The 26,072-nt window shown below is 70.8% G+C and carries 22 protein-coding genes and 2 tRNA genes; 5 read left to right on the forward strand and 19 right to left on the reverse strand.

What is annotated here, in order from left to right; translation table 11 throughout:
• Positions 1-10 precede the first annotated feature (10 nt).
• On the forward strand, positions 11-1,111 hold the full coding sequence (locus tag C8E84_RS05685) for a trans-sulfuration enzyme family protein (protein ID WP_159904536.1): 1,101 nt from the start codon (positions 11-13) through the stop codon (positions 1,109-1,111).
• Between the two features lie 20 nt (positions 1,112-1,131).
• Here the strand turns inward: C8E84_RS05685 and C8E84_RS05690 are convergent, their stop codons facing one another.
• Together C8E84_RS05690 and C8E84_RS05695 are read right to left on the reverse strand one after the other, a co-directional pair.
• Positions 1,132-2,130: an NAD(P)H-dependent glycerol-3-phosphate dehydrogenase gene (locus C8E84_RS05690; RefSeq protein ID WP_159900239.1), complete on the reverse strand. Its 999-nt coding sequence runs from the start codon at positions 2,128-2,130 to the stop codon at positions 1,132-1,134.
• Positions 2,127-2,885, reverse strand: coding sequence for a lysophospholipid acyltransferase family protein (locus C8E84_RS05695; protein ID WP_246196806.1), 759 nt, complete (start codon positions 2,883-2,885; stop codon positions 2,127-2,129). Before C8E84_RS05695 ends, C8E84_RS05690 begins: the two co-directional genes overlap by 4 nt.
• 90 nt (positions 2,886-2,975) lie before the next feature.
• Between C8E84_RS05695 and cofC the strand changes: the two genes are divergently transcribed.
• The gene (cofC, locus tag C8E84_RS05700) at positions 2,976-3,839 is read left to right on the forward strand and encodes a 2-phospho-L-lactate guanylyltransferase (protein ID WP_159900241.1); all 864 of its coding nucleotides are present in this window, start codon (positions 2,976-2,978) and stop codon (positions 3,837-3,839) included.
• A 56-nt stretch (positions 3,840-3,895) separates the two neighbouring features.
• Here cofC and murA read toward each other — a convergent pair whose 3' ends face one another.
• The 4 genes from murA to leuC all read right to left on the reverse strand — a co-directional run bounded on the left by murA (position 3,896) and on the right by leuC (position 7,853).
• Positions 3,896-5,212 (reverse strand): UDP-N-acetylglucosamine 1-carboxyvinyltransferase, encoded by a 1,317-nt coding sequence (gene murA / locus C8E84_RS05705; protein WP_159900243.1) that lies wholly within the window; start codon positions 5,210-5,212, stop codon positions 3,896-3,898.
• Positions 5,213-5,277: 65 nt separating this feature from the next.
• A complete protein-coding gene (locus C8E84_RS05710; RefSeq protein ID WP_159900245.1) occupies positions 5,278-5,631 on the reverse strand; it encodes an HU family DNA-binding protein in 354 nt (117 codons plus the stop codon).
• 216 nt (positions 5,632-5,847) lie between these two features.
• Entirely contained in the window at positions 5,848-6,438 is a 591-nt protein-coding gene (gene leuD, locus C8E84_RS05715) for a 3-isopropylmalate dehydratase small subunit (RefSeq protein WP_159900247.1), read from the reverse strand.
• Positions 6,438-7,853, reverse strand: coding sequence for a 3-isopropylmalate dehydratase large subunit (gene leuC, locus C8E84_RS05720; protein ID WP_159900249.1), 1,416 nt, complete (start codon positions 7,851-7,853; stop codon positions 6,438-6,440). The genes leuD and leuC overlap by 1 nt, the downstream gene beginning before the upstream one ends.
• A gap of 154 nt (positions 7,854-8,007) precedes the next feature.
• Here leuC and C8E84_RS05725 point away from each other — a divergent pair, with 154 nt between their 5' ends.
• Together C8E84_RS05725 and C8E84_RS05730 are read left to right on the forward strand one after the other, a co-directional pair.
• Positions 8,008-8,751, forward strand: a complete 744-nt coding sequence (locus C8E84_RS05725) for an IclR family transcriptional regulator (RefSeq protein WP_159900251.1) — start codon at positions 8,008-8,010, stop codon at positions 8,749-8,751.
• A gap of 378 nt (positions 8,752-9,129) precedes the next feature.
• Positions 9,130-9,474, forward strand: coding sequence for an NAD(P)-dependent oxidoreductase (locus C8E84_RS05730; protein WP_159900253.1), 345 nt, complete (start codon positions 9,130-9,132; stop codon positions 9,472-9,474).
• Here the strand turns inward: C8E84_RS05730 and C8E84_RS05735 are convergent.
• The 6 genes from C8E84_RS05735 to C8E84_RS05760 form a co-directional block, all read right to left on the reverse strand.
• Complete coding sequence (locus C8E84_RS05735; protein WP_159900255.1) at positions 9,442-10,344, reverse strand: bile acid:sodium symporter family protein; 903 nt, start codon at positions 10,342-10,344, stop codon at positions 9,442-9,444. The genes C8E84_RS05730 and C8E84_RS05735 overlap by 33 nt on opposite strands.
• Before the next feature lie 133 nt (positions 10,345-10,477).
• Positions 10,478-10,550 (reverse strand) — tRNA-Glu (locus tag C8E84_RS05740).
• Between the two features lie 105 nt (positions 10,551-10,655).
• A tRNA-Gln gene (locus C8E84_RS05745) sits at positions 10,656-10,730 on the reverse strand.
• A gap of 120 nt (positions 10,731-10,850) precedes the next feature.
• Positions 10,851-12,521, reverse strand: a complete 1,671-nt coding sequence (gltX, locus tag C8E84_RS05750) for a glutamate--tRNA ligase (protein WP_159900257.1) — start codon at positions 12,519-12,521, stop codon at positions 10,851-10,853.
• A gap of 13 nt (positions 12,522-12,534) precedes the next feature.
• A complete protein-coding gene (locus C8E84_RS05755) occupies positions 12,535-13,305 on the reverse strand; it encodes a fumarylacetoacetate hydrolase family protein (RefSeq protein ID WP_159900259.1) in 771 nt (256 codons plus the stop codon).
• 53 nt (positions 13,306-13,358) lie between these two features.
• Complete coding sequence (locus C8E84_RS05760; protein ID WP_159900261.1) at positions 13,359-14,282, reverse strand: SGNH/GDSL hydrolase family protein; 924 nt, start codon at positions 14,280-14,282, stop codon at positions 13,359-13,361.
• A gap of 167 nt (positions 14,283-14,449) precedes the next feature.
• Between C8E84_RS05760 and C8E84_RS05765 the strand changes: the two genes are divergently transcribed.
• Positions 14,450-15,346, forward strand: coding sequence for a 3-methyladenine DNA glycosylase (locus tag C8E84_RS05765; protein WP_211675410.1), 897 nt, complete (start codon positions 14,450-14,452; stop codon positions 15,344-15,346).
• A gap of 44 nt (positions 15,347-15,390) precedes the next feature.
• Here C8E84_RS05765 and C8E84_RS05770 read toward each other — a convergent pair whose 3' ends face one another.
• The 7 genes from C8E84_RS05770 to C8E84_RS05800 all read right to left on the reverse strand — a co-directional run bounded on the left by C8E84_RS05770 (position 15,391) and on the right by C8E84_RS05800 (position 26,068).
• Entirely contained in the window at positions 15,391-16,146 is a 756-nt protein-coding gene (locus C8E84_RS05770) for a 2-phosphosulfolactate phosphatase (protein WP_159900263.1), read from the reverse strand.
• 125 nt (positions 16,147-16,271) lie between these two features.
• Positions 16,272-17,762: a M28 family peptidase gene (locus C8E84_RS05775; RefSeq protein WP_246196807.1), complete on the reverse strand. Its 1,491-nt coding sequence runs from the start codon at positions 17,760-17,762 to the stop codon at positions 16,272-16,274.
• Positions 17,763-17,915: 153 nt separating this feature from the next.
• On the reverse strand, positions 17,916-19,508 hold the full coding sequence (cimA, locus tag C8E84_RS05780; RefSeq protein WP_159900267.1) for a citramalate synthase: 1,593 nt from the start codon (positions 19,506-19,508) through the stop codon (positions 17,916-17,918).
• A 458-nt stretch (positions 19,509-19,966) separates the two neighbouring features.
• Positions 19,967-23,254 (reverse strand): S8 family serine peptidase, encoded by a 3,288-nt coding sequence (locus C8E84_RS05785; protein WP_159900269.1) that lies wholly within the window; start codon positions 23,252-23,254, stop codon positions 19,967-19,969.
• Between the two features lie 157 nt (positions 23,255-23,411).
• On the reverse strand, positions 23,412-24,521 hold the full coding sequence (locus C8E84_RS05790; RefSeq protein WP_246196808.1) for an MBL fold metallo-hydrolase: 1,110 nt from the start codon (positions 24,519-24,521) through the stop codon (positions 23,412-23,414).
• Between the two features lie 10 nt (positions 24,522-24,531).
• On the reverse strand, positions 24,532-25,275 hold the full coding sequence (locus tag C8E84_RS05795) for a gamma-glutamyl-gamma-aminobutyrate hydrolase family protein (protein ID WP_159900271.1): 744 nt from the start codon (positions 25,273-25,275) through the stop codon (positions 24,532-24,534).
• 25 nt (positions 25,276-25,300) lie between these two features.
• A complete protein-coding gene (locus tag C8E84_RS05800; RefSeq protein WP_159900273.1) occupies positions 25,301-26,068 on the reverse strand; it encodes a 3-oxoacyl-ACP reductase in 768 nt (255 codons plus the stop codon).
• Positions 26,069-26,072: the final 4 nt, after the last annotated feature.

Genomic DNA, 26,072 nt, shown 5'->3' on the forward strand with positions numbered 1-26,072 from the left:
CGCCGTGACGATGACTCCCGGCCAGCCCGAGCACCCCGACACCGACCGCCTGTCCCCCGCGACCCGGGTTGTCGCCCTCGGCCGCGAGGAGGCTGCCCCGGGGCAGCAGGTCGGCGCGCCACTCGTGCTCAGCTCGACCTACCACGCCGGCGGCGACGTCATGTACGCCCGCTCGGGCAACCCGACGTGGAGCGCCTTCGAGCAGGCCCTGGGCAACCTGGAGGGCGGGGACGCACTCGTCCTTGCGTCCGGCATGGCCGCCGTGTCCGCCGCGCTGTCCCTGCTCCCCCACGGCGGCACCGTCGTCGCCCCAGACGCGGCCTACAACGGTGTCGTCGCCACCCTGGAAGCCCGCGAGGCCGAAGGGGCAGCCACCGTGCGCCGGGTCGACGTCACCGACACCGCCGCCGTCATCGCAGCCCTCGACGGCGCCGACCTGCTCTGGCTCGAGTCACCGACCAACCCGCTGCTCGAGGTTGCCGACCTGCCGAGGCTGCTCGGCGCCGCCCACGACCAAGGGGTGCTCTCGGTCGTCGACAACACCTTCGCCACCCCCTTGCTGCAGCGCCCGCTGGAGCACGGGGCGGATGTCGTCGTGCACTCGGTCACCAAGTACCTCGCGGGGCACAGCGATGTGCTGCTCGGCGCCGTCGTCACGGCCTCCACACCGGCCGGCCGGGCCCTCCACGAGCGCGTGGTCACCCACCGCACCCTGCACGGCGCGATCGCCGGCCCGATGGAGGTCTGGCTCGCACTGCGCGGGTTGCGCACCCTGCACCTGCGGGTCGAACGGGCCCAGGCCAGCGCCCGTGAACTCGCCACTCGCCTGGCGAGCCATCGCGCGGTGACGCGCGTACGGCATCCGGGATGGGGCGGGATCGTGTCGATCGAGGTCGCGGGCGGGGCGGATGCCGCGCAGCGACTCTGCGAGTCGACGCACCTGTGGGTGTACTCGACGAGCCTGGGCGGGGTGGAGAGCCAGCTGGAGCGGCGACGCCGCATCCCGAGCGAACCGCCGCAGGTACCCGAGAACCTCGTGCGGCTCTCGGTCGGCATCGAGGACGTCGACGACCTCTGGAACGACCTGAGCCAGGCCCTCGACCGGGCCTGACCCTCCACCTCACCGCTGCGTCAGGCGGTTTCGGCCTTGCGGGGGCGCGAGAGCAGGGCCGAGACGACCTCCTGGGCGCTGCGGTCGTGCTGGATCATCGCGTCGACCTGCTCGATGATCGGCACGTCGACACCGGTGTGCCGCGCCAGCTCGAGGATCGAGGTGCACGACTTCACACCCTCGGCCGTCTGCTTCGTGACGGCGATGACCTCCGAGACGGCCAGCCCCTGCCCGAGGCGCACCCCGAACGAGTGGTTGCGCGACAGCGGCGACATGCACGTCGCGATGAGGTCACCGACCCCGGCGAGCCCCGCGAACGTCGGGGCCTCCCCGCCGAGAGCCATCCCGAGGCGCATCGTCTCGGCCAGGCCGCGGGTGATGATCGAGGCCTTGGAGTTGTCGCCCATGCCCAGGCCCTCGGCCATGCCGACGGCCAGCGCGATGACGTTCTTCACGGCGCCGCAGATCTCGGTCCCGACCACGTCGGAGCCGGTGTAGGGGCGGAAGTACGGCGCCGCACAGGCAGCGGCGACGAGCTCGGCCATCGCCGCGCTCGACGACGCGACGACCGAGGCCGCCGGCTGCTTGACGGCGATCTCGCGGGCCAGGTTCGGCCCGGAGACGATGACGACGCGCTCGGGCTCGACGCCACCGACCTCCGAGATCACCTCGGACATCCGACGGGTCGTCCCCAGCTCGACCCCCTTCATGAGCGACACGATCGCCGCCGACGACGGCAGCACCGATCCCCAGGCCTCGAGGTTGGCGCGCAGCGTCTGGGACGGCACCGCGAGCACGACGATGTCGGCACCAGCGGCGGCCTCGAACGGGTCGCTCGTGGCACGAATGGTGCTCGGCAGGCGCAGCTCGGGCAGGTAGTCCTCGTTGGTGCCGGCATTGATCTGGTCGACGACCTCCTGCCGGCGGCCCCACATCGTCACGTTCGTGCCGGCATCCGCGAGCACCGACGCGTACGCCGTGCCCCAGCTTCCCGTGCCGTACACCGCTGCGCTCGTCATGAGGCCTCCTTGAGGGGTCGTGGTCTGCCGATGGGGGTCACGCCGGCGGCGCGGGGGTCGAAGCGGATGCCGGGAGCGCGCTCCCCGCGCACCCCCTCCAGATCGGTGGTCAGGGCGGCCATGATCCGGTCGGTGGCGTCCTGGAGCACCTCGGCGGTCAGCGGCAGGCCTCGCAGGTCGTCGAGCTCGACCGGTGGGCCTGCGTGCACGATCATCGTCTTGCGCGGCAGCAGGTGCGGCCAGTGCCGATAGGGCCCGAGGATCTCGTGGGCGCCCCACGAGACGACCGGAACGACGGGGCAGCCGGTCTCCAGCGCCACCCGGGCAGCGCCGGTCTTCCCCCGCATCGGCCACAGGTCGGGGTCGCGGGTGAGGGTGCCCTCGGGGTAGATCGCGACGACCTTTCCGGCCCGCACGGCCTCGACGGCACTGCGGAAGGCGTGGATGGCCCGGCCCGACTCGCGGTGCACACGGATCTGGTCGGCCCTGGTGAGGATCCAGCCGACGACAGGGATGCGGAAGACCTCGACCTTGCCGAGGAACCGGGGCGAGAAGCCGTGGTCGACGAGGAAGTGCCCGAAGACGAACGGATCGAGGTGGGAGTAGTGGTTGGTGACGACGACGAAGCCACCCTCGGTCGGGAGGTTCTCCTGACCGGACCAGCGACGCTTGGTGAAGATCATCAGCAGCGGTCGCAGCAGGGCCACGACAAAGCGGTAGGCACGAGGCCTGGAGTGGTCCGTCGGGATGCTCACGCGCTGCCTTCCGTGCGGGCGGGTCACCGCATTGTGGTCTGCGACAGCGGCGATGTCGAGCATGACGCCACGTGTTGGCAGGATCAGGGCGTGCCCGATCTCGTTCCGCAGTGGGCGGCCGTCGTCCCGGTCAAGGGCGGGCCGCAGGCCAAGAGCCGGTTGGCCCTGCCCGGCGCCGCCCGCAGCGACCTCGCGAACGCGTTCGCCCGTGACACCGTCGCCGCTGTGATCGAGGCGCTCGAGGGGATGCCGGTGCTCGTCGTGACCTCGGACCCCGCGGCCACCTCGTGGGTCGCGACTGGTGGTGCGCGGCTCGTCCCCGACCCCGGTCTGGGTCTGGATGCCGCGGTGGCGGCCGGATGCCGGGTCGCCGCCGGCGACGGAGCGACCCGCATCGCGGTGGTCCTGGGCGACCACCCGGCGCTGCGCGCCGCGGACGTGAGGGTCGCGCTCGAGGCGGCCGGACGGCATCCGGCAGCAGTCGTCCCTGACGCCGACGGCCTGGGCACGGCGATGTTGACCCTGACCGTGCGCGAGGGCGAGTCGACGGCCGCGGTGCGCACGGCGTTCGGTGCCGGCAGCGCCGCGGCGCACGAGGCCCTGGGGCACGTACGGCTCGACCTCGACCTGCCGGGGCTGCGGGTCGACGTCGACGATGCCCGGTCGCTCGCGCAGGCCGTGCGGCTGGGGCTCGGCCCACACACCACCCGGGCACTGGCTCGCGCTACGGTTCACGGTGTGCAGGCCACCATCCACCGCATCGCCGACGACGGCTCCGGCTCGGCCCTGCTCGACGACGGCGTGGAGGTCGACCTGCCACCGGACGCCGCGCAGCGCAGCGGGCTGCGCCACCTGCGGGTGGGCCAGCGGGTGAGCATCGAACTCGACGAGAGTGGGGCTGCGGCGACCCGGGTGTGGATCACCGGGATCGGGCCCGGCGAGGACATCCACTGACGCTGGGGTGCCCGGCTGTGCAGCCCTGACCGGGATCGGCGACAGGGCGCTCGACGTCAGGGGAGCTTGTAGACGGCCCCGAGGTTGTCGAGCTTTTCGGAGAAGCGCTCGTACCCGCGGTGGATGAGGTCGATGCCGTGCACCGTGGAGCGGCCCTGCGCCGCCAGGGCGGCGATGACGTAGCTGAACCCGCCACGCAGGTCGGGCACGGTGATCTCCGCCGCCTGCAGCGGGGTCGGGCCGGAGATGACCGCAGAGTGCTGGTAGTTCGCCCGCCCGAACCGGCACGGCGAGCCTCCCAGGCACTCACGGAAGGTCTGGATGTGCGCCCCCGCGTCGACGAGTGCGTCGGTGAAGCCGAGCCGGTTCTCGTAGACCGTCTCGTGGACGATGGAGAGCCCCGCGGTCTGGGTGAGTGCGACGACGAGCGGCTGCTGCCAGTCGGTCATGAACCCGGGGTGCACGTCGGTCTCGATGGCGATGGAGTTCAGCGTGCCCCCCGGGTGCCAGAACCGGATGCCGTCGTCGTCGATCTCGAACTTGCCCCCGATGCGTCGGAAGACGTTGAGGAACGGCATCATCGGCAGCTGCTGGGCGCCGCGGACGTAGATGTCACCACGGGTGGCCAGCGCCGCGCAGGCCCAGGAGCCGGCCTCGATGCGGTCGGGGATCGCGAGGTGGTCGAACCCGCCGAGCCGGTCGACGCCCTCGATGAGGATGACCCGGTCGGTCTGGACCGAGATGATCGCGCCCATCTTCTGCAGGATGGCGATGAGGTCCATGATCTCGGGCTCGATCGCGGCACCCCGCAACGTCGTGCGACCGATGGCGCGCACGGCGGTGAGCAGCACCTGCTCGGTCGCCCCAACGCTCGGGTACGGCAGGTGGATGTCAGCGGCGTGCAGTCCGTTGGGCGCGGTCAGGCGCAGGCCGTCCTGGCGCTTCTCGACCACCGCCCCGAAGGTGCGCAGCACGTCGAGGTGGTAGTTGATGGGGCGTTCGCCGATGCGGCAGCCCCCGAGGTCGGGGATGAACGCCTCGCCCAGGCGGTGGAGCAGCGGGCCGCAGAGCAGCACGGGCACCCGGGAGGAGCCGGCATGGGTGTCGATGTCGGCGATGTGGGCCTGTTCGACGTTGGTCGGGTCGAGGACCAGTTCACCGTCACGATCGGTGGAGTCGATGACGACCCCGTGCAGCTCAAGGAGGCCGCTGACGATCTGCACGTCGGAGATCTCGGGCACGCCTCGCAGGCGACACCTTTCCTCGGCCAGCATCACCGCGACCATGGCCTTGGAGACCAGGTTCTTGGCGCCCCTGACCTCGATGTCACCAACGAGCGGGGAGCCGCCGTCGACGACGAGGGATGAGGTCATGGGCCAAGCCAAACACACCCGCGCACCGGGTGCGGCAGAACGATCACCGACATCTGGCAGTGAGATCAGGCGGACGCCGACTTCTTGGCCGCTGCCGTGCCTGCCGGGGCGCGACCGGTCGCAGTGCCGTCCTTGGGCAGGGTGTGCGGCTCCTTGACATAGGACTTGAACGCGGTGCCGGCCCGAAAGCGCGGCGCCTTGACCTCGGGAATGCGCACCGAGGTCCCGGTGTGCGGGTTGCGGCCGGTGCGGGGTGCCCGCTCGACCCGATCGAACGTGCCGAAACCGGTGATCGACACCTTCCCACCCCGGGACACTTCCCGGATGATGGTGTCGAGAACGGCATCCAGTGCTTCCCCTGCCGCTTTGCGGCTGCCGAACGTCGACTCCAGTTCCTTGACCAGATCTGCCTTGTTCACGTGGACTTACCCCAAACTCTGAAAAGCGCGCCGGGCGCAACACAATCGTGGACCGCCGAATGACCGGTCCGGCACCGACGGTAGGGCCATCGAACGCCCTCGTCCACCGCTAGCGGCACGCTGTCAGGCGAGGTTGGACGCCGCTCAGCGAGCGCCCGAACAGGACCGCACGCAGGGTTTGAGGTAATCGATTGCGGCAGTTCCACGCTCGCACGCTCAGCCGGTGACGGCCGGCTTCCAGATCGGACGCGAACCTTCGAAAGTAGAAATATCACCCTCGTGACGAAGCGTGAGACTGATGTCGTCATGGCCCTCGAGCAGGCGCCACCGCGTGTAGTCGTCGACCTCGAAACGGGCCACGAGATCACCGGCGGTGATGGTGCGTGAGACCAGGTCGACGGTGACGGAGGTGCCGGGGTGGTTCTCAAGCAGCTTCCAGAGCAGCTCGACGTCGTCCTGGCTGCACTGGGCCGTCAGCAGCCCCTGCTTGCCGCTGTTGCCGCGGAAGATGTCGGCGAACCGCGAGGAGATGACGACCCGGAAGCCGTAGTTCATCAGCGCCCAGACCGCGTGCTCGCGCGAGGACCCGGTCCCGAAGTCCGGCCCGGCCACGAGCACCGATCCGGCCGCGTAGTTCGGGTCGTTCAGCACGAACGTCTCATCGCCACGCCAGGCGGCGAACAGGCCGTCCTCGAAGCCGGTGCGGGTGACCCGCTTGAGGTAGACGGCCGGGATGATCTGGTCGGTGTCGACGTTGCTGCGGCGCAGCGGCACACCGACGCCGGTGTGGGTGGTGAAGGCTTCCATCAGTTGCTCCCTGCGGTCACGGGCTCGAGATCGGCCGGGCTCGACAGCGTCCCGCGCACGGCGGTGGCTGCTGCGACGAGTGGGCTCACGAGGTGGGTGCGCCCGCCCTTGCCCTGGCGCCCCTCGAAGTTGCGGTTGGAGGTCGACGCGCTGCGCTCCCCCGGCGCGAGCTGGTCAGGGTTCATCCCGAGGCACATCGAGCACCCGGGCAGGCGCCACTCGGCACCGGCGGCCGTGAAGACCTCGTGCAGGCCCTCGCTCTCGGCCTGGAGCCGAACCCGGGCCGATCCGGGGACGACGAGCATCCGCACACCCTCGGCGACCTGACGGCCCTCCAGCACGGAGGCCGCGGCCCGCAGGTCCTCGATGCGTCCGTTCGTGCAGGACCCGAGGAAGACCGTGTCGACGTGGACGTCGCGCAGCGGCGTGCCGGCCTCCAGGCCCATGTACTCCAGGGCCCGGCGGGCGTTGGCCTTGTCGTTCTCGTCCGGCATCAGCTCGGGGTCCGGCACGGACGAGCCGAGCGGCGCACCCTGACCGGGGTTGGTCCCCCACGTGACGAAGGGGGTGAGGGCCGCGGCGTCGAGGACGACCTCGTCGTCGAAGACGGCGTCGTCGTCACTGCGCAGCTCGCTCCAGGCGGCGACCGCGGCATCCCAGTCGGCGCCGGTCGGTGCGTGGTCGCGTCCGCGCAAGTACTCGAAGGTCGTCTCGTCGGGGGCGATCATGCCGGCGCGGGCACCGGCCTCGATCGACATGTTGCACACCGTCATCCGGGCTTCCATCGACAGCGCACGGATGGCGCTCCCGCGGTACTCCAGGACGTAGCCCTGGCCACCTCCGGTGCCGATCCGCGCGATGACGGCGAGCACGATGTCCTTGGCCGTGACGCCGTCGGCGAGGTCGCCCTCCACCGTGATGGCCATGGTCTTGAACGGCTTCAGCGGCAGGGTCTGGGTCGCGAGCACGTGTTCGACCTCGGAGGTCCCGATGCCGAAGGCCAGGGCGCCGAACGCCCCGTGCGTCGAGGTGTGGCTGTCACCGCACACGATGGTCATGCCCGGCTGGGTCAGCCCCAGCTGCGGTCCGACGACGTGCACGATGCCCTGCTCGGCGTCCCCCATCGGGTAGAGCGTGACGCCGAACTCCTCGCAGTTGCGGCGCAGGGTCTCGACCTGGGTCCGGCTCACCGGGTCGGTGATCGGGCCGGGGGTGGTCGGGACGTTGTGGTCCTCGGTCGCGAGGGTCAGGTCAGGCCGGCGCACCGGGCGCCCGGCGAGGCGCAACCCGTCGAACGCCTGCGGACTGGTCACCTCGTGGAGCAGGTGCAGGTCGATGTAGAGCAGATCGGGTTCGCCCTCCCCGCGGTGCACCACATGGGACTCCCAGACCTTCTCGGCCAGAGTTCCGGCCATTGCTCCACCTCCACGACGTGACCGCCGCTCGGCGGTCTCACGACTTCGACGCATGCGGACGCCCGCGTCGGGCGCCATCGCTGTCCGTCGAGATTCGCACGGGCAGATGGCCAACGAACGTGCGTCTCAGGCAATGAGACGCTAATATCAAGACATGGACAACACCAGTGGCGTCGGGGTGCTCGACAAGGCGGCGATCGTGCTCAGCGCCCTCGAGGCCGGCCCGTCGACCCTCGCCCAGCTCGTGACGGCGACCGGCCTGGCCCGCCCGACGGCCCACCGGCTGGCCGTCGCGCTCGAGCACCACCGACTGGTCACCCGCGACCTGCAGGGCCGCTTCATCCTCGGCCCCCGCCTCGGCGAGCTGGCCGCCGCCGCCGGCGAGGACCGCCTGCTCGCCGCTGCTGGCCCCGTCCTCGGCGCGCTGCGCGACCACACCAACGAGAGCGCCCAGCTGTTCCGGCGCCAGGGTGAGCACCGGGTCTGCGTCTCCGCGGCGGAGCGCCCGGTCGGCCTGCGCGACTCCATCCCGGTGGGGGCTGCGCTGTCGATGCGCGCCGGGTCGGCCGCTCAGGTCCTGCTGGCCTGGGAGGAGCCGGACCGCCTGCACCGCGGCCTCCAGGGAGCGGCCTTCACCGCGACGTCGCTGTCGGGGGTGCGGCGCCGTGGCTGGGCCCAGAGCGTCGGCGAGCGCGAGCCGGGGGTGGCCTCGGTGTCGGCACCGGTGCGCTCCCCCTCCGGGCGGGTCATCGCCGCGGTCTCCATCTCCGGACCGATCGAGCGTTTGTCGCGCCAGCCGGGTCGGCTCCACGCCGCGACCGTCATCGCCGGCGCGAACAAGCTCACCGAGGTCCTCGCCCGCCACGCTGCGCAGCAGGACGCCCAGAACAACGCCTGAACCCGCGACTTCTTGCACTCCAGCCACACGTGGCTGATCCAGCGCGGCCCGGGGTGAGAGCACCTGGCTGATCCACGGCCCTGCGCGGTCGGTTCGCAGGCGGCCGCAGCATCAACGAGGAGCGCCTCACCCGCTGAACTTTCTCCGTCATCCCAGTGATGGTGGAGACGCTCCACCCGGTCGGAGATATTTCTCCGCCATGCCTGAATCTGAACTACCCCGTCATCCCTGTGACGGCGGAGAAGTTGTCGGCCGGGCCGGGGCTGGGCTGCGCTGGCCCCCGTGAAACAGGGAGTTCACACGGCGACACCACCCCGGCAACACCGCGACGGCATCGTGACGGCATCCGAAACCGCCTGCCGCGCGAGGAGGTCGCCCATGTCCCTCACCACTGCCCAGCGCATCGCCCGTGACCGCACCCGCCTGCTCGGGTTCCCGAGGCCCGGCCGCCGGGCCATCGTCGTCGGCGGGGGCACGATGGCGGCACGGCGGGCCGCAGCCCTGACCCGGGCATCGACACCGGTCACGGTGTTCGCCCCGGCGCTGTGTGATGACGTGTTCGACCTGCTGGCCGAGCGCCTCGTGACCTGGGAGAACCGGTGGCCGGTCGAGGCCGACCTCGCGGACGCGTGGCTCGTCCACGCAGCCACCGGCGACGGCGACCTCGACGCGCGCATCTGCCAATGGGCCTCAGCGGTCAGGCAGGGCGGGCTCTCCGCGTGAGCCGGCGTCCGTGCGGGCCAGCACTCCCGAGCGGCGCAGCGCCAGCCCGAAGAGGGCGGCCACGGGAAACATGACGATGCCGTAGACCGCGGCCGGGATGCCGATGGTCGTGTTCCCCAGCACCGTGAGCGCCACGGCGATCGCCAGCGTGCTGTTGTGGATGCCGATCTCGAAGCCGCTCGCAACGCACTGCGCGGGGGTGAGGCCGAGCAGCCGTGGCAGGACGTAGCCAACCGTCAGGGACAGGGCGCAGAAGATGGTCATGACGAGCCCGACCTGCGCGAAGTACTTGCCAGCGTTGTCCTCCGAAGCGATCGCGCCGACGACGACGAGGAACAGCAACACGGCCGAGGCGATGCGCACCGGCCGGTCCGCGGCATCCGCGAACTGTGGTGATCGTGACCGCACGAGCATGCCGATGGCCACCGGCACGAGGACGATCGCAAAGACCTGAACCGTCTTGCCCAGCTGCATCCCCACGCCGGAGGAGTCGCCGAGGTAGCGGGAGATGGCGAGGTTGACGACCACGGGCAGCGTCACGAGCGCGACGACCGAGTTCACGGCCGTCAGGGTGATGTTGAGGGCGCCGTCGCCGCGAAAGAGGTGGCTGAACAGGTTGGCCGTGGTCCCACCGGGTGACGCGGCGAGCAGCAACAACCCGACGGCGAGCTCGGGAGCGAGGCCGGCAACCTCGGCGATCGCGAAGCCCAGCAGCGGCAGGACGAGGATCTGGGTGGCGAGGATGACGGGGACCGCTCGGGGATGACGCGCCACTCGCGCGAAGTCGTCGGGGGTCAGCGAGAGACCGAGCCCGAACATGATGACGGCCAGGGCGGCGGGCAGACCGACCGAGACGAGTGCCGAGTCCACGCTGACCTCCGGGGCAGACAGCGGAATCGTTCCGCCGGGGAGCGACAGCCGAGGGGTGGAACCCCGACCGGTCAAGGACCGACGCCGGACACGCCGAAGGCCCGGTCCTGGTGGACCGGGCCTTCGGGCGTTGTAGCCCCGACGGGATTCGAACCCGCGCTACCGCCTTGAGAGGGCGGCGTGCTAGGCCACTACACAACGGGGCCTCGTGCTGCACCCATCCGCTCGGAAGCGGCTGGGCAACGGAGAAGAACCTTACGCCACGGCGAGGTCATTCTCCGAATCGCGCCCGGCGTCAATGCCGGGTGCGATGGCTGGGGTACCAGGACTCGAACCTAGAACGGATGAACCAGAATCACCAGTGTTGCCAATTACACCATACCCCATGGGGCATGCCATCGGCCGTTGCCGCGAGGGCGTGGCTTCAGGCGAACCGAGGCACGATCTTAGCGGGCGCGTTCGCCAGTGCCCAAATCGCCGACCGCCGCACCGCCTGCGCAGCCACCTCAGAGGGTCGAGCGCAGCGCGTCCAACCGGGTCAGCGTCGCCGTCTTGCCCAGGATCTCCATGGACTCGAACAGCGGCGGCGAGATCCGGCGCCCGGAGACTGCGGTGCGCAGCGGCGTGAAGGCGACCTTGGGCTTGAGCCCGAGCCCGTCGATGACCGCAGCCCGCAACGCCGCCTCGATGGCGGGAGCCGTCCACGTCGACACCGACGCGAGGACCCCGCTGTGCTCGTCGGGCAGCGCCTGGAGTGCCGTGGATGCCGCGTCGAGGACACGGACGGCATCCTCACCCAGCTGGGCGCGGGCATCGTCGGCGACCTCGACCATGTCGTCCGGGGCGAAGAACGGTGCGACGAGCGCCCCGGCCTCGGTGAGGTGCGCGATCCGCGTCTGGATCAGGGCCGCGACCTCACGCAGTCGCCCCAGCTCGCCCAGCGAGGGGTTGCCGCTGAGGATGCCGTCGGCCTCCAGGTAGGGCAGCAGTCGCGAGGTGAAGTCGTCGAGGTCCAGGGCGCGGATGTGCATCCCGTTGAGCCAGTCGAGCTTCTTCATGTCGAAGATCGGGCCGACCGGGTTGACGTCGGACCAGGAGAACCGGGCGGAGAAGTCCTCGAACGTGAAGACCTCGACGTCCTCGCCCTCCGGGCCCTTGGCCGGCGGGTACGCCAGCAGGGCGAGGAAGTTGACGAGGGCCTCGGGCAGGTAGCCCTGCTCCCGGAACCAGGTGAGGCGAGCGGCGGGGTTCTTGCGCTTGGAGATCTTCGACGAGTCGGGGTTGCGCAGCAGGGGCATGTGCGCGAACTTCGGCGGCTCCAGCCCGAGCCACTGGTAGAGCAGGATGTGCTTGGGCGTCGAGGAGATCCACTCCTCACCGCGCACCACGTGGGTGATGCCCATCTCGTGGTCGTCGACGACGACGGCCAGGTGGTAGGTGGGGAAGCCGTCGGCCTTGAAGATGACCTGGTCGTCCGGGCGCGGTGCCGACACCGTGCCACGGATGAGGTCGTCGAAGACCAGCGGGACGTCGTCGGGCACGAACATGCGCACGACGGGCGTCTCGGAGAAGCCGGGCAGCTCGGCCCGCTCCTGCTCGGTGAGCCCGTGGCACATACGGTCGTACCCGGTGGGCTTCTTGTCCCTGGCCTGCGCCTCGCGCATCTGTGCCAACCGCCCCGGGGTGCACCAGCAGTGGTAGGCGTGGCCGGACTCGATCAGTCGATCGACGTAGGGCCGGTAGGTGTCGAGGCGCTCGCTCTGGCGATAGGGCTCGAAGGGGCCACCGACGTCGGGGCCCTCATCCCAGGTGAGCCCGAGCCACGACAGCGTGTCGAACACCTGCTGCTCGGAGTCGGCGCGAAAGCGCGTGCGGTCGGTGTCCTCGATGCGCAGGACGAAGCGACCGCCGTGCTGGCGCACGAACGCCAGGTTGAACAGGGACATGTAGGCGGTACCGACGTGCGGGTCGCCCGTGGGCGACGGCGCGACCCGAAGGCGAACCGCCCCGGTCAGGGCGCCGACGGGTGCTGCTGCGGAGGTCTCGGACACGGGCTGCTCGCTCTCTGCGGCTCGGTGGCGCCCGTCGGGGCGTGCGTCGCTCGGTGACCCGGCGGCATCCGCCGTCTCATCGGCTGCGGGGCCGGCGTGGCGGCCTTCATAGGTCGGTTCTGTCATGGTGGGCGACAGCCTAGTGACGCACGAAGGGATTGCTGAGCACCCCGATGCCGTCGATGTCGACGTCGACCCGCTGCCCGGCCTCCACGAGGCCGACCCCGGCCGGCGTACCGGTGAGGATGACGTCGCCCGGCAACAGGGTGAAGGCTTGGGAGGCGAAGGCGATCAGGGCGGCGACGTCGTGCACCATGTCCGACGTCGCGCCGTCCTGGACGATGTCCCCGTCGAGCATGGTGACGATCCGCTGACCGGAGGGGTCGAGGTCGGTCTCGATCCACGGCCCGAGGGGGCAGAAGGTGTCGAAGCCCTTGGCCCGCGCCCACTGGCCGTCGGTGCGCTGGAGGTCACGAGCGGTCACGTCGTTGGCGATGGTGTAGCCGAACACCGCCGAGAGGGCCTCGCTCGCCTCGACGTCCTTGCACAGCCGCCCGATGACCACGGCCAGCTCACCCTCGTAGCTCACCTCGCTCGTCTGGGGAGGCATCACGACGGGGTCGCCCGGCCCGACGACGGCCGTGTTCGGGACGAGGAACATCAGGGGGGTCGCCGGGGCCTCTCCGCCCATCTCGGCGGCGTGGTCGGCGTAGTTCTTGCCGATGCCGATCACCTTGCTGCGCGGGATGACGGGGGCGAGCAGTCGCACGTCGGCCACCTGGTGGACGGCACCGGTCAGTTCGATGCGCTGGTAGAGCGGGTCGCCCGTGATCTCGGCGATCTTCTCCCCTGCCCCGTCGACCAGCCCGTAGGCCGGGTCCTCACCCGTCGTGAACCTCGCGATGCGCATGGACGCAAGCCTAGGCCCGCCACCGGTTCACCCGATGTGCAGGGCCTGACCCGTCAGCTCTCGGCGCCCACACCGGCGGTGGTCGCCGCGTCGGCGAGCACCCGTGCCACGGTGGCGGCGCCCTCGTCGGAGAAGTGGATGTCGCGGGCCGTGCAGAGGTTGGTCAGGGTGCAGACCCGGGCGGCGTTCTCCGGAATCGTGCGCCCGCCGATCTCGGTCGGAGTGCTGTCGTTCGTGGCGAACGCCTCGTCGAGACTGACGAAGGTCGCCCCGGCACCCTCGGCTGCCGCCTCGATCGCGTCGCTGAGGTCGGCATAGCCCTGGGCCGCCTCCTCGACGCCCGCGACGGGCTGGTCCAGGGTCTGGGCGGCGACCCAGGGGTTGTAGTAGCCGAGCACGAGGACGGGAACGTCCGGCCCGGCCGCGCTGCGCAGCCGCTCGAGGATGGTCGGGAGGTTCTTCTCGACGGTATCGACCCCCTTGTCGACACAGGCTGCATCGATCGCGGCGCCGCCGCGCACGCACGCGAGGAGGTCGTTGCCCCCGATGTCGATCGTGACCAGCGCCACCTGACCCTTGCGCTCGGCGAGCACCGCCTCCGCCTGCTCGAGCTGGCTGCCCTCGTCGAAGGTGCACTTCCCGCCCTCGATGAGTGAGGTCGTCGTCTCGCCGCTGCAGCCGAGGTTCTCGACCTCGAGCGATGCACCCGCGGCCTTCAGCCGATTCGCCGTCAGCGCCGGGTAGGCCGTGTCGCGCAGCTCGGTTCCACCCGGCTGGTAGCCCGCGGCGAGCGAGTCGCCCAGGGCGACGTAGAGGCGCTCGGGCGCGGCATCCGCCGGGGTGGGTGACGGCGAGCTTGACGCGCGGGGCGCCGCCGGGGTGCTCGGGGCAGCCACCTCGGCGTCGGCTGCGCAGGCCGAGAGCGCGAGCACGAGCGCGCTCGCCACGGCGAGGAACGGCAGGGTGGAGCGGGTCATGGGGTCCTCGTCGGTCGTGAAGGAACGCATCGGATGGCGCTGGGCCCGGAGGCCGTGGCCTCCATTGTCCCCTCAACGAGCAGCACGCCCGTTCGGGTTCCCGTCCTTCGACACGACCGAGCCCTGCCGCGAGCGACCCACCTTCGGCGCGTGGGTACCGTGGTGCGGTGACTGAGCGCGTGCTGACCCTCGAGGAGTGGCGCGGGCTCGAGACCGCGCACGAGCGGCGCGTCGACGAGGCCACGGCCGCCCACCGCGAGCGCACTTCCGGCGGCCGCACCCATCCCGTCGAGGACTTCCTCTTCCGCTACTACAACCACTCCCCGGCCCGACTGCGCCGCTGGCACCCGGGACCCGGTGCGGTCCTCGCGGATGCCGCCGGCCTTCCTCGGGCGTCTTGGACCCACTACCGTCAGGATGGGGATGCCGTCCGCCTCGACGTCGGTGCGTTCCTCACCGCGCGAGCGTCGGCCCTGTCCTTCGTGCGGGACCTGCTCCGGGCCACGGTGTCGCGCCCTGCCCACCTCGGGTGCTTCGGCCTGCACGAGTGGGCCATGGTCTACCGGTTGCCCGCCGACGACGTGCGGCACTCGGGGTGGCCGCTGCGCCTCGGCGGCGAGGGGACCGACGCGGTGGTGGAGGGTCACGGCATCCGGTGTTCGCACTTCGACGCCTACCGGTTCTTCACCGAGCCGGCCGCGCCGCACAACGCGCTGAGGCCGACCCGTGACAGCCAGGTCGCCCTGGAGCAACCGGGCTGCCTGCACGCCGGGATGGACGTGTACAAGTGGGCCTTCAAGCTCGCGCCGCTCGTTCCCAGCGACCTCGTGGTGGATGCCTTCGACCTGGCCCGCGAGATCCGGGTGCTCGACATGAGGGCCTCGCCCTACGACCTGCGTGAGCTCGGGTACACCCCGGTGACGATCGAGACGCCCGAGGGCAAGGCCGCGTACATCGAGGCCCAACGTGCCTTCTCGCAGCGGTCCAACGCGCTGCGCCAGCGCCTGCTCGACGTCATCGACGCCGCGGAGGCGCTGCGGGCGGCCCACCTCCCGATCAAGTGAGCGCAACATGCCGTCGGCGAAAAGTGGTCGTCAGCGTGTTGCGCTCAGTCGACTGAAGCGAACCAGCCGTCCGTGAGCACCGGCACCGCGGATGACGTCGACGGGCCGGCGGCGATGGCGACATCGGCCGCGAACCCCTTGTCGACGAGTTCGACCCCGCTCGCGCAGGCCGCCAGCCTCGCCCGCAGGTCCGGTCGCACGGCGCAGTAGCCCGCCCGGGCCGCTGCCGCCTCGGGGCTGAGCGTCGCGGACGGCTCCGCCGCGACCACGGCGTCGATCACCGCGCCGGCTCCCCAGGCGTCCTCGACCGCGGGCCGCAGCGACCCGTCACCGGCCCAGCGCTCCCCCGAGGCGACGACGCCCACGGGCCCCCCGTGCGCGGCCAGCCACCGACCCACGGCGGGCGCGTTGCGCAGCGAGGCTGCGACGACGGTGACGTCGACGGCGGCGAGCTGCTCACAGATCGCGGATCCGTTGGGTGACGGCAGCACCAGCCGTGGTGGTGCGGACTCGGTGAGGATGCTCGCCGGGGACAAGGTGATTCGGCCGGGACCCCCGTCGCGGCGGCCGGCCGCGACCACGGCATCGAGGTCGCGGGCGCGCTCCGCGGCATCCACCGCACCCCACGCCAACGGCAGCACCGCCGTGCCCCGCTCCACCGCCACCGTCACCGATGTCGTGAACGACAGGACGTCGACGACGACCGCGACCGCGATCCCCTCATCGACGAGCTCACGTGCGCCGCGCGGCCCCCACTCCATCCGGATGTCGAAGGGTCGCTGCCCGAAAGGAGAGACCATGACCCCGAATCTACGCAACGACGTGACGCCGCATGGACTCAAGGAGGGGCAACTGCGGCCCGGTCCTGACGAGCCCGGGGCCGCCGCTGTCGCCGCGACCCCGGGCTCGGAGGGTGTGCTGGCCGTCAGCGCAGGGCCTTGGCTCCCTTGTACTGCCACTCGATGGTGCCCTTGCCCTTGCCCTTGCCGGTGCCGTTGACGGCCGACGTGGTCTGGGCGAACGTCAGCGTCGCGTGGGCGATCGCATCGGACATGATGTCCAGCGTCTGCGCGTCGAGGTTGTCGATGTCGTCGCAGGCCGAGTGGTAGCAGGGGTCGTAGGCGATCCCCGCGGTCCCGCCGAAGACGGCAGCCTCCTCGGCGCTCTTGATGCCCTCGGCCCCGGTGAACAGGCCACCGGCCGGGATGCCCGCCTCGATGAACGCGAAGTAGTCACTGCGCCCGTCGAAGTCGGTCGGCACCGAGGCCGAGCCCTGCGAGGTGAAGAAGCCGGTGAACACCGACTCGATGAGACCGGACCCGTTCGGGCCGGAGACACCCAACGCGTCACCGTCTCCGTCGTAGACGAAGTTCACCGCGTTCGGCGATCCGACCATGTCGAAGTTGAGGTTCAGGGCCGTGTTCTTGATGTCCCGGGTCGACAGCTGCGAGACGTAGTACGAGGACCCGATGAGGCCGTCCTCCTCGCCGCTCCAGAACGCGAAGCGGACTCGGTTGGTCGGCGTGATGCCCAGCTCGGCCATCTTCAGGGCCGTCTCGAGAGTGGCCGCTGTGCCGGAGCCGTTGTCGTTGATGCCGGGGCCCTCGGAGACCGAGTCGAGGTGACCACCCACGACGACGGTGCGGTCGCCACGACCGGTGGGGGTGTCTGCGAGGAGGTTCTCGGTCTGAACCTGCGTGATGTTCACCTCGACTGCGAGGGAGAGCACGAGTCCAGCGGTGTTGGCCCACGTCTCACCCGCGGCGAAGGAGGCGCTGACGACCGGGATGCCGCGCACGGGCTCACCGAGGGTGCCGCCGAAGACCGAGAGGCGGTCGTCACCGGCGACGACGTTGCCCTGGTTGAAGACGATGACCGCGGTGGCGCCGGCTGCGGCGGCGTTGTCGGCCTTGACCGCGAAGTCACACGACCCGCGCTGGATGAGCGCGATGTTGCCGGCCGGGAAGCCGGCGAAGTCGGCAGCCTCACAGCCACTGGTCGAGGCCCGGTCGCCGCCGAGGTTGATGTCGACAGCCGTGACCGCGGCGGTGACCGTGCCACCCCCCGAGTAGTCCATCGGGTAGAAGTCCACGCCGAACGTGTAGTCCTCGGCGCCCGGCGCGGTCTGGGAGAGCGCGGTGCCCGTGAAGTCGGTGCGCTCGTAGGTGAACGGCTGCCGCCAGGTGGAGTACCCGGCATCCTGGAGGAGCCCCTCGACGTAGTTCACCGAGGCGTCGTGGCCGCTCGTGCCCGCCGCCCGGTTGCCGTCGTTCTCGTCGGCGATCGTCTGGAACGCCTCGAGGTGCTCCATGACGCCCTCGAGGGTGACCGCTGCCCGCAGTGCACTGGTGTTGGTGGCGACGGCTGCCTGCGCCTGGCCGCCGAGGGCGACTGCGCCGCAGAGCGCCCCTGCCACCGTGAGGACCCCAACCGTTCTTGTCGTGCTGTGACGTCGCTTCATCCGCATCTCCCTGCCCGGGCGTGAACCATCTCCGGCGGATGCCGGCCACTGGCGGACGTTAGCGCACCCCTGTCCTCGCGGGAAGGGGGTTCAGGCGGGACAAGCCGCTCAGCGGGGGGCGACTCCGGCGCGCACCAGACCGTAGGTGACCGACTCGACCAGGGCGTCCCACGATGCCTCGAGGATGTTCGCGGCCACCCCGATGGTGGTCCACGATGTCGTCCCGTCGGAGGTCTCGATGAGAACCCGCGTGACGGCATCCGTGCCGTGCGCCGCGTCGAGGATGCGCACCTTGTAGTCGATGAGCTCGAGGTGGCCGATCTCGGGGTAGGCGGCAGCGAGCGAGGAGCGCAGCGCGTGGTCGAGGGCGTTGACCGGGCCGTTGCCCTCGCCGGTCTGCACGACCCGCTCCCCGGCCGCCGCCAGCTTGACGGTCGCCTCGGAGAGGGCGTCGTCGTCGCCGCGGGCATCGGTGATCACGCGCCAGGACTCGACCTCGAAGAACGCGGGCAGGACGCCGTCGACCTCACGCCGCAGGAGCAGCTCGAAGCTGGCGTCCGCGGCGTCGAAGGTGTAGCCGCGCAGCTCCTTGTCCTTGACGGAGCGCAGCACCCGGGCGAGCGTGGCGGCATCCGCCTCGTCCGATGGGTCGAGGTCGAAGCCGAGCTCGCGCGACTTCAGCTCGATGGAGGCGCGCCCGGCCATGTCGGACACGAGCATGCGCATGTCGTTGCCGACGTGCTTGGGGTCCATGTGCTGGTAGAGGTCGGGGTCGACCTTGATCGCGCTGGCGTGCAGGCCGGCCTTGTGGGCGAAGGCGCTCGAGCCGACGTAGGGCTGGCGGGAGTACGCCGGCACGTTGGTGACCTCGGCGATGGCGTGGGCGATGCGGGTGGACTCCTGAAGCCGGTGCGGCTCGAGCAGGTCCAGCCCCTTCTTCAGCTGGAGGTTGGCGACCACGGTGAGCAGGTCGGCGTTGCCGGTGCGCTCGCCGTACCCGTTGACCGTTCCCTGCACGTGGGTGGCGCCGGCGTCGACCGCCGCCATCGAGTTGGCGACGGCGCACCCGGTGTCGTTGTGGCAGTGGATGCCGATGCGCGCGCCGGTGCTGACGACGACGTCGCGCACGACGTCGGCCACCTGGTCGGGCAGCATGCCGCCGTTGGTGTCGCACAGGGCGATGACCTCGGCGCCGGACTCGGCCGCGGCGCGCACGGCCTCGAGGGCATAGGCCCGGTCGGTGGCGTAGCCGTCGAAGAAGTGCTCGGCATCGAGGAACACGCGGCGGCCCTCGCCGCGCAGGAACGACACGGTGTCGCGGATCATCTCGAGGTTCTCCTCGAGCGTGGTGCGCAGGGCCCGCTCGACGTGGCCGGTGTGCGACTTCGCGACGAGCGTGATCACCTGCGCCTGGCTGTCCAGCAGCGCCCGTACGAGCGGGTCCCTCGCCGCACGCCCCCCGGCCCGACGGGTTGCGCCGAAGGCGGCCAGGGTGGCGTTGCGCAGGCGAAGGTCCGTGGCGGCCCGCGCGAAGAACTCGGTGTCCTTGGGGTTGGCGCCCGGCCACCCGCCCTCGATGAAGCCGACGCCCAGGTCGTCGAGGTGCGCGGAGATGGCGAGCTTGTCACCCACGGAGAGGTTGAGGCCCTCCTGCTGGGCGCCGTCACGCAGCGTCGTGTCGTAGACGTGGAGGTCACTCATCGGTTCTCGTTCACCCGGATCGCTCTGCCGGTACACCCGGCGTCGTGTGCCCCGGCCCGTGCGGGCCGGGGCGATGACGTGTGCTGCTTGCCGTTCCATTCTCGGGCCAGCGCTGCCGTCGTGCCGCCCGGGGGTGGGGGCGGCCGACCCTTGCTCCCCGGTCCCGCCGCACCTGCGACGCTCCGACAAGCAAAAGACCCCCCGGGTGCGGGAGGTCTGCGCGACGAGGAGTTCTCGTCGCGCTAGCCGATAATGAGCGTGGCGGTGGCCACAGGAAGCATCACCCGCACACTGTCGCACGGCGGGGTGGGCCGGGCACAGCCGGCGTCCACATGCTGGCGGCCACGGGAACGACGACCCGGCCCGACGGCATCCGATCACGCCCGCTCCGATCACGCCTGCCCCGGGCACGACGACGGCGGCGACCCCGGGTGGGGGCCGCCGCCGTCGTCGTCGAATCAGGGAGCGGAGACGAGCACCGACCCGGTACCGAGCACGGCACCGGCCGCGGTGACGACGTTCATCTCACCGAAGAGCTGGCGCCCGGCAGCCGCGGGAGCCGTCGCCGTGAGCGAGCCCGTGACCGTGGCCGACTGCCCACCATCGAGGGTGAGGGCCGTTCCGGGGACCGTGAGGGTCCCGAGCGCCGACGAGAAGAACACGTCGAGGTAGTCGTACTCGGTCGTGCCTGCGGGCACGGAGTACCCGTCGACGACCACCGTGTACGTCCCGGCCGCCGGGTTGGCGAGCGAGACCGACTCGTCGGAGTCACCGTCGGCGTCCTGACCGACCAGCGCACCGGCGGCGTTGTAGACCGACAGGTCCAGGTCAGCCGACAGGTCCGAGGGGTTGCCGATGCTCACGTCGAGTCGCTGCGCCCCGGCCGGAACCTCGACCTCGAACTCCTCGGATGCCGCGTCGGCGATGCTCGGGCGCTGGCTGACGGCCGACCCGAGGTTGCCACCCTTGGGCGTGACCGTGACCGGGCCGAAGTCGTTGCGCACCGTCCACGAGACCGGGGTGGCCTCGCCGATGGGGGCAGCGACGGTCTGGATCGCCGGGTCGACCGTGACGCCCTGGGCGGCAGCCGTCAGGCGGTACGGGTTCTCGAGGAACGGCGAGGTGCGCCGCGACTCGACGATGAGCTCCCAGACACCCGGGATCGGGTTGCTGTACGCCCGCGAGTTCGCGTTGCAGGACGAGCCGGGGAAGTTCGTGTAGCACTGCGTCGTCGCCGTCGGGTCCACCGGGACGCCGTACGGGTTGAACGCGACCCAGCGAACCTGGCTGTTCGTCGCGATGCCACCGAGGTTGACCTGAAGGGCCTTGGTGCCCTCGGGGACGGTCACGAAGTGGCGCTTGACGAGGTTGCGCTCGACCTCGCTGGTCTTGGTCAGCGAGTACGAGGGCTTCTTCAGGTCTTCGGACGCCACCACGGCGAGCATGACGCGGTGGTCGACGACGCCGGTCCTGGGGTCGTCGACGACGAGGATCGCGGAGTGCAGACCGGCCGTGCGCGGCTTGGCCACGACGGTGATGGCCCGAGCGCGGTCCAGACGAAGGGATGCCGCCGACGGAACCGTGAAGGTGCCGTCGTTGCCGATCAGACGGACGCGGTGCGCCACGGCGCCCGAGGCACCGGAGGTGCGGGTCACCTTGACGGTGTAGGTCTTGCTCTGACCGACCTTGTGGCCGCCCTCGCCCGCGGCGCAGCGGTTGTAGACACCGGTGCCGCGGTCGGGGGTGGCCAGGAAGTCGGAGATCGGCGTGCAGACCGGTGCGTCGGTGGTGAACGTGCGCGTCGCCGGCTTGGTCTTCAGCAGCTTCCAGGACGCCGGCACGTCGATCTGCCCGTTGCCCTGGGACACCGCCTCGACACCCTTGACGAAGTCAGCCGTGGTGTACATCGACTCACGCAGCTGTGCGGGGGTGATCGGCGTGCCCGTGGCGAACCCGGCCGAGAGCAGCAGGGCTGCCCCACCGGCGGCCTGCGGGGAGGCCATCGACGTCCCGTTGAACATCGCGTACCCGACGGGGAGGGTGTAGCCGGTCTCCGCGACGCCTGGCTGCTCGAGCCACTGCGGCACGCTCGAGACCGCCGAACCCGGGGCCATGACGTTGGGCTTGAAGCCGCCGTCCTCCCGAGGGCCGCGTGAGGAGTAGTTGTGCAGCGTCAGCGGGGTGGAGACGACCGAGCCGTAGTTGGACAGCCAGGTCTCCTTGCTCACCGACGACGCCACGCTGACCACGCTCGTCGCGACCGACGGGTCGCCGATCGTGTTGATGCCGGCGCCGCTGTTGCCGGCGGAGATGAACAGCTGGACGCCGTATTCGTCGATGAGCGCGTCGTAGAGGCGGGCCCGGGCGTTGTTGCCGTCGTTGAGGGCGGGCAGGCCACCGATCGACATGTTGACGACGTCGACGCCACGGTTGGCGACGAGGTCGACCATGCCGTCGGTCAGGGCCGCTGCGGTGCAGCCGCCACCCCAGGTGCAGGCCCGCGAGGAGACGACCTTGGCACCGGGTGCCTGACCGTCGACGGCCCCACCGAACAGGCTGTTGCCCGCCGCGATGCCGGCGACGTGGCTGCCGTGGGCGTCCTCGACGATGCCGATGTTGACGAAGTCCGCCGTGCCGGGCAGGCCGGCCGGCGTGACGTCGACACCCTTGCGATACTCGACGACGAACGGCATCCGCTCGACGACGTCGGTCGCCGGGTTGTCGGTGCCGAAGTGGCCGATGTCGAAGTTCTCCTTGTAGGGGCGCATCTTCTCGCTCGCCTCGAAGGTGAAGTTCTGGTTGGCGTCGACCCAGATGTCGTTGGTCGCCGGGTCGAACAGCACACCGAAGCGGTCGGTGGTGTCACCGTCACGGTTCACGTCGCCACCGGGCTCGCTCGCCGCAGTGATGCTCTCGCTGAACCGGTTGATCTTGTACGACCCGGAGGACGGGAGGGTCCAGGTCGACGAGGCGTACGACGCCTCCGGGCCGGTCACATCGGTGAGCATGGCCCGCCACGTGCCGTCACCGTCGAACAGCGGGTCGGTCGCGGTCACCCAGTCGACGATCTTGCGCTCGCCGGTCGTCGTGGTCTGCAGGGCAGGGTGGTCGAGGTCGACACCGGAGTCGATGACGCCGATGGTCACGCCACGCCCGTCCCAGGTCGGGTGGGCGGTGCGGAAGTCCACCGAGCCGATCTCGTTGGTCGGCATGTACGGGTTGACCTCGGGCGTCGACGGGCCGGGTGCGTCGACGGATGCCGTGGCCCCCGCGCGTCCGGAGCTCTCGACCGTGGGGTCGGGCAGCGGGATCGACTCGTTGAGGTCGACGGCCAGGACCTTGGCCAGGCCGGCGACCTTCTCCACGGCCGAGGTCGGCACGGTCGCGCGCACGTACCCGATGCGGTCGTTGGTCATGCCGGTGAAGCCGCCGTTGGCCTTCACCGAGGCAGCAACCCCCTTCGTGGCGCCCTTCTCGGTCGCCAGCAGGATGGTCACTCGCTTCTCGCCCTTGCTGCGGGCCTTCTCGAGCAGCTGACGGTCGTGCTGGCCCAGCTTGTCCTTGCTGGCCTTCTTCTTCAGCGTGCCCTTGTCGGCGTTGGCCTTGGGGGCGGTGACCTTGGCCCGGGGTTCGGGCTCTGCGGCACCTGCGGACGTGGCCGTGGTCGAGACCAGGCCCGCCGCGAGGGCAGCCGCTGCAAGGGCTGCGAGCGCTGTTCGCGCTGGTTGGGTGGAACGTCGTGACATGTGGCGCATCCTGTCGGGAAGGGTGGTGAGTGAACCCCCGGGTCGGTTGGTGCGGGCACAGTGCACCATGACGCCCCCGTCCAGCGGGAGGATCTTTCCCGATTTCTGACTATTCCTTTACCTTTTGCGGTGTCGCTCCTGACGTTCGCGTCAAGCGTCACGCATCGAGCCGGGCCCACCACGGGTCAGCGTCCGGCGGCGCGGCCGGGTCGATGCGTTGTCCCACCTTGGGCACGGCGACCTCGACGCCGGCCGCACCGGCGGCGGCGAGGAGCCGTTGAACCGGCTCGGCCCACGGGTGCGGCGCGAGCACGAAGGTGCACCAGTGGATCGGCAGCACCAACCCGCCACCCATCGCCACTGCCGCCTCGACGGCCTCCTCGGGGTCGAGGTGGATGTCGCGCCAGGCCGGGTCGTAGGCGCCGACGGCCATCAGCAACGCGTCGAACGGACCGTGGTCGGCGCCGATTCGGGTGTACCCGTCGAAGTACCCCGTGTCACCCGAGAAGAAGACCCGACCGCTGGCCCCGGAGATCACCCACGACGCCCACAGCGTGCCGTCGCGCCGCAGACCGCGACCGGAGAAGTGCTGGGCCTCGACGGCGGTGATGCGCACTCCCGCCACGTCGTGACCGTCCTCCCAGTCGCACTCGATGATGCGGTGGGTGGGCACCCCCCAGGTCTCGAGGTGTGCTCCGACGCCGAGGGGTACGAGGAAGACGGCACCGGTGAGCTGGCAGAGCTGGCGGATGGTGTCCATGTCGAGGTGGTCGTAGTGGTCGTGCGAGATGACGACGGCATCCACCCGGCCCAGGCCGGTCAGGGGCACCGGCACCGCGTGCAGCCGCTTGGGCCCGACGTGCTGGCTCGGGCTGCAGCGATCGCTCCAGACGGGGTCGAGCAGGATCCGGGCACCGTCGAGCTCGACCAGGCACGACGCGTGCCCGAACCAGGTGATGTGCAGACCATCGGGTCGCGGCTCGTGCGAGGCACTGACCACCGGGATCGGCCTCGCTGGTTTGCGGGTCTCGGCGCTGTCCCGGAAGCGGCGCAGCACGTCGCGCTGCTGCGAGGGCATCGAGGAGGTCCTGCGGCTGGTGTTGTGGAACGCCCCCGCGCGGTACGACGCGGAGCGCTTCATCCGCTCGAGGCGGGCTCCGGCCGGGCGCCCACCCATCGCGGCATTCACCCCTCGTCCGGCGGCGGCGAAGGCACCGAGGGCACTGGCCGCACCCGCGGCGATGGCAAGTCGGTTGAGCCTGGTCACCGGGTGATTGTCACCCGCGGGCCGCACCCTGTCGTGCAGATTCCACCAATGCGGCGAACAGTCGCGGGTCGGCGCCCGCTTCGGGGTGCCACTGCACGGCCACCCGGAACGGGGCTGCCGGGTCCTCCATCGCCTCGAGCGTGCCGTCGGCGTGCCAGGCGGCAGCCCGGTAGCCCGTCCCCTCGAGCGACGACGGCCGTACGGCCTGGTGGTGGTAGGTCGGCACGTCGAGCGGCCCGTCCCCGAGGATGCCGGCCACCCGGGTTCCGCTCACGGGAGTCACGAGGTGGTGGGCGTGGACCCCTGGCGCAGGGCAGTGCTCGTCGGTGCCGACGACGTCGGGCAGGTGCTGGTCCAGGGCTGCACCGCCGGCCACCGCCATGACCTGCATGCCGCGACAGATGCCGAGCACCGGCATCCGAGCGGTCCACGACATCCGGGCGAGCGCGAGCTCCCAGGCATCGCGGTCGGGTCGCGGGTCCTGCGAGGTGACGTGGGGCGGGGCGCCGTAGCGCGCCGCCTCGACATCCGCCCCGCCGGCGATGACGAGGCCGTCGAGCCGGGCGAGCACCGTCGCCGCCACCTGGTCGTCAGCATCCGGCCGGGGCGGCAGGACCACCACGAGTGCCCCTGCGCGCTCCAGGTGGTCGACGTACCCGTGCGGGAGCACCGCACTGCGCTGAGCCACCCACGGAGCCCGGTCGACGTCCTCGACGTAGCAGGAGACGCCGATCACCGGCCGGTCGACACCCATCACCACACCGTCACCCCACCGTCCGTCACAGCGGCGTGACGTAGGCGCCCGAGATGCCACCGTCGACCAAGAAGGTCGACGCCGTCATGAAGCTCGACTCGTCGGAGGCGAGGAAGAGCACGGCGTTGGCCATCTCCTCGGGCTCGCCGAACCGGCCCATGGGCACGTGCACGAGGCGACGCGCGGCCCGCTCGGCGTCCTTGGCGAACAGCTCCTTGAGCAGCGGGGTGTTGACCGGGCCGGGGCACAGGGCGTTGACCCGGATGCCCTCGCGCGCGAACTGCACGCCGAGCTCGCGGGTCATCGAGAGCACCCCACCCTTGGACGCCGAGTAGGAGATCTGCGAGGTCGCCGCCCCCATCACGGCCACGAAGCTCGCCGTGTTGATGATCGAGCCGGACTTCTGCTCGAGCATGTACGGCAGCACCGCCTTGCAGCACAGGTACACCGACGTGAGGTTGACGAGCTGGACCTTGTCCCAGGCGTCGAGCTCGGTGTCGAGGATCGAGTCGTCGTCGGGCGGGCTGATGCCGGCGTTGTTGAAGGCGATGTCGATGCGCCCGTAGGTGTCGTGAGCCACCTTGAACAGGTTGTCGACGTCGGCCTTGTCGGCGACGTCGGTGTGCACGTACGTGCCACCGACCTCGGCCGCGTACTGCTCCCCCAGCTCGTCGTTGAGGTCGGCGATGACGACCTTTGCGCCCTCCTGCGCGAACCGTCGAACGGTCGCGAGGCCGATGCCGGAGCACCCTCCGGTCACGACGGCGACCTTGCCAGCAAGCCGATCTCCCATGGTG

The sequence above is a fragment of the Ornithinibacter aureus genome, from assembly GCF_009858245.1.
Taxonomy (GTDB): Bacteria; Actinomycetota; Actinomycetes; order Actinomycetales; family Dermatophilaceae; genus Fodinibacter; species Fodinibacter aureus.

Bases quoted from the DNA above. Each gene is read 5' to 3' on its own strand.
- C8E84_RS05785 (WP_159900269.1), bottom strand. From the start codon at position 23,254: ATGTCACGACGTTCCACCCAACCAGCGCGAACAGCGCTCGCAGCCCTT.
- C8E84_RS05725 (WP_159900251.1), top strand. From the start codon at position 8,008: ATGGACAACACCAGTGGCGTCGGGGTGCTCGACAAGGCGGCGATCGTG.
- C8E84_RS05795 (WP_159900271.1), bottom strand. From the start codon at position 25,275: ATGGGTGTCGACCGGCCGGTGATCGGCGTCTCCTGCTACGTCGAGGAC.
- gltX (WP_159900257.1), bottom strand. From the start codon at position 12,521: ATGACAGAACCGACCTATGAAGGCCGCCACGCCGGCCCCGCAGCCGAT.
- C8E84_RS05770 (WP_159900263.1), bottom strand. From the start codon at position 16,146: ATGGTCTCTCCTTTCGGGCAGCGACCCTTCGACATCCGGATGGAGTGG.
- C8E84_RS05685 (WP_159904536.1), top strand. From the start codon at position 11: ATGACTCCCGGCCAGCCCGAGCACCCCGACACCGACCGCCTGTCCCCC.
- murA (WP_159900243.1), bottom strand. From the start codon at position 5,212: ATGACCTCATCCCTCGTCGTCGACGGCGGCTCCCCGCTCGTTGGTGAC.
- C8E84_RS05755 (WP_159900259.1), bottom strand. From the start codon at position 13,305: ATGCGCATCGCGAGGTTCACGACGGGTGAGGACCCGGCCTACGGGCTG.
- C8E84_RS05760 (WP_159900261.1), bottom strand. From the start codon at position 14,282: ATGACCCGCTCCACCCTGCCGTTCCTCGCCGTGGCGAGCGCGCTCGTG.
- leuC (WP_159900249.1), bottom strand. From the start codon at position 7,853: ATGGCCGGAACTCTGGCCGAGAAGGTCTGGGAGTCCCATGTGGTGCAC.
- C8E84_RS05800 (WP_159900273.1), bottom strand. From the start codon at position 26,068: ATGGGAGATCGGCTTGCTGGCAAGGTCGCCGTCGTGACCGGAGGGTGC.
- cimA (WP_159900267.1), bottom strand. From the start codon at position 19,508: ATGAGTGACCTCCACGTCTACGACACGACGCTGCGTGACGGCGCCCAG.
- C8E84_RS05730 (WP_159900253.1), top strand. From the start codon at position 9,130: ATGTCCCTCACCACTGCCCAGCGCATCGCCCGTGACCGCACCCGCCTG.
- leuD (WP_159900247.1), bottom strand. From the start codon at position 6,438: ATGGAAGCCTTCACCACCCACACCGGCGTCGGTGTGCCGCTGCGCCGC.
- C8E84_RS05690 (WP_159900239.1), bottom strand. From the start codon at position 2,130: ATGACGAGCGCAGCGGTGTACGGCACGGGAAGCTGGGGCACGGCGTAC.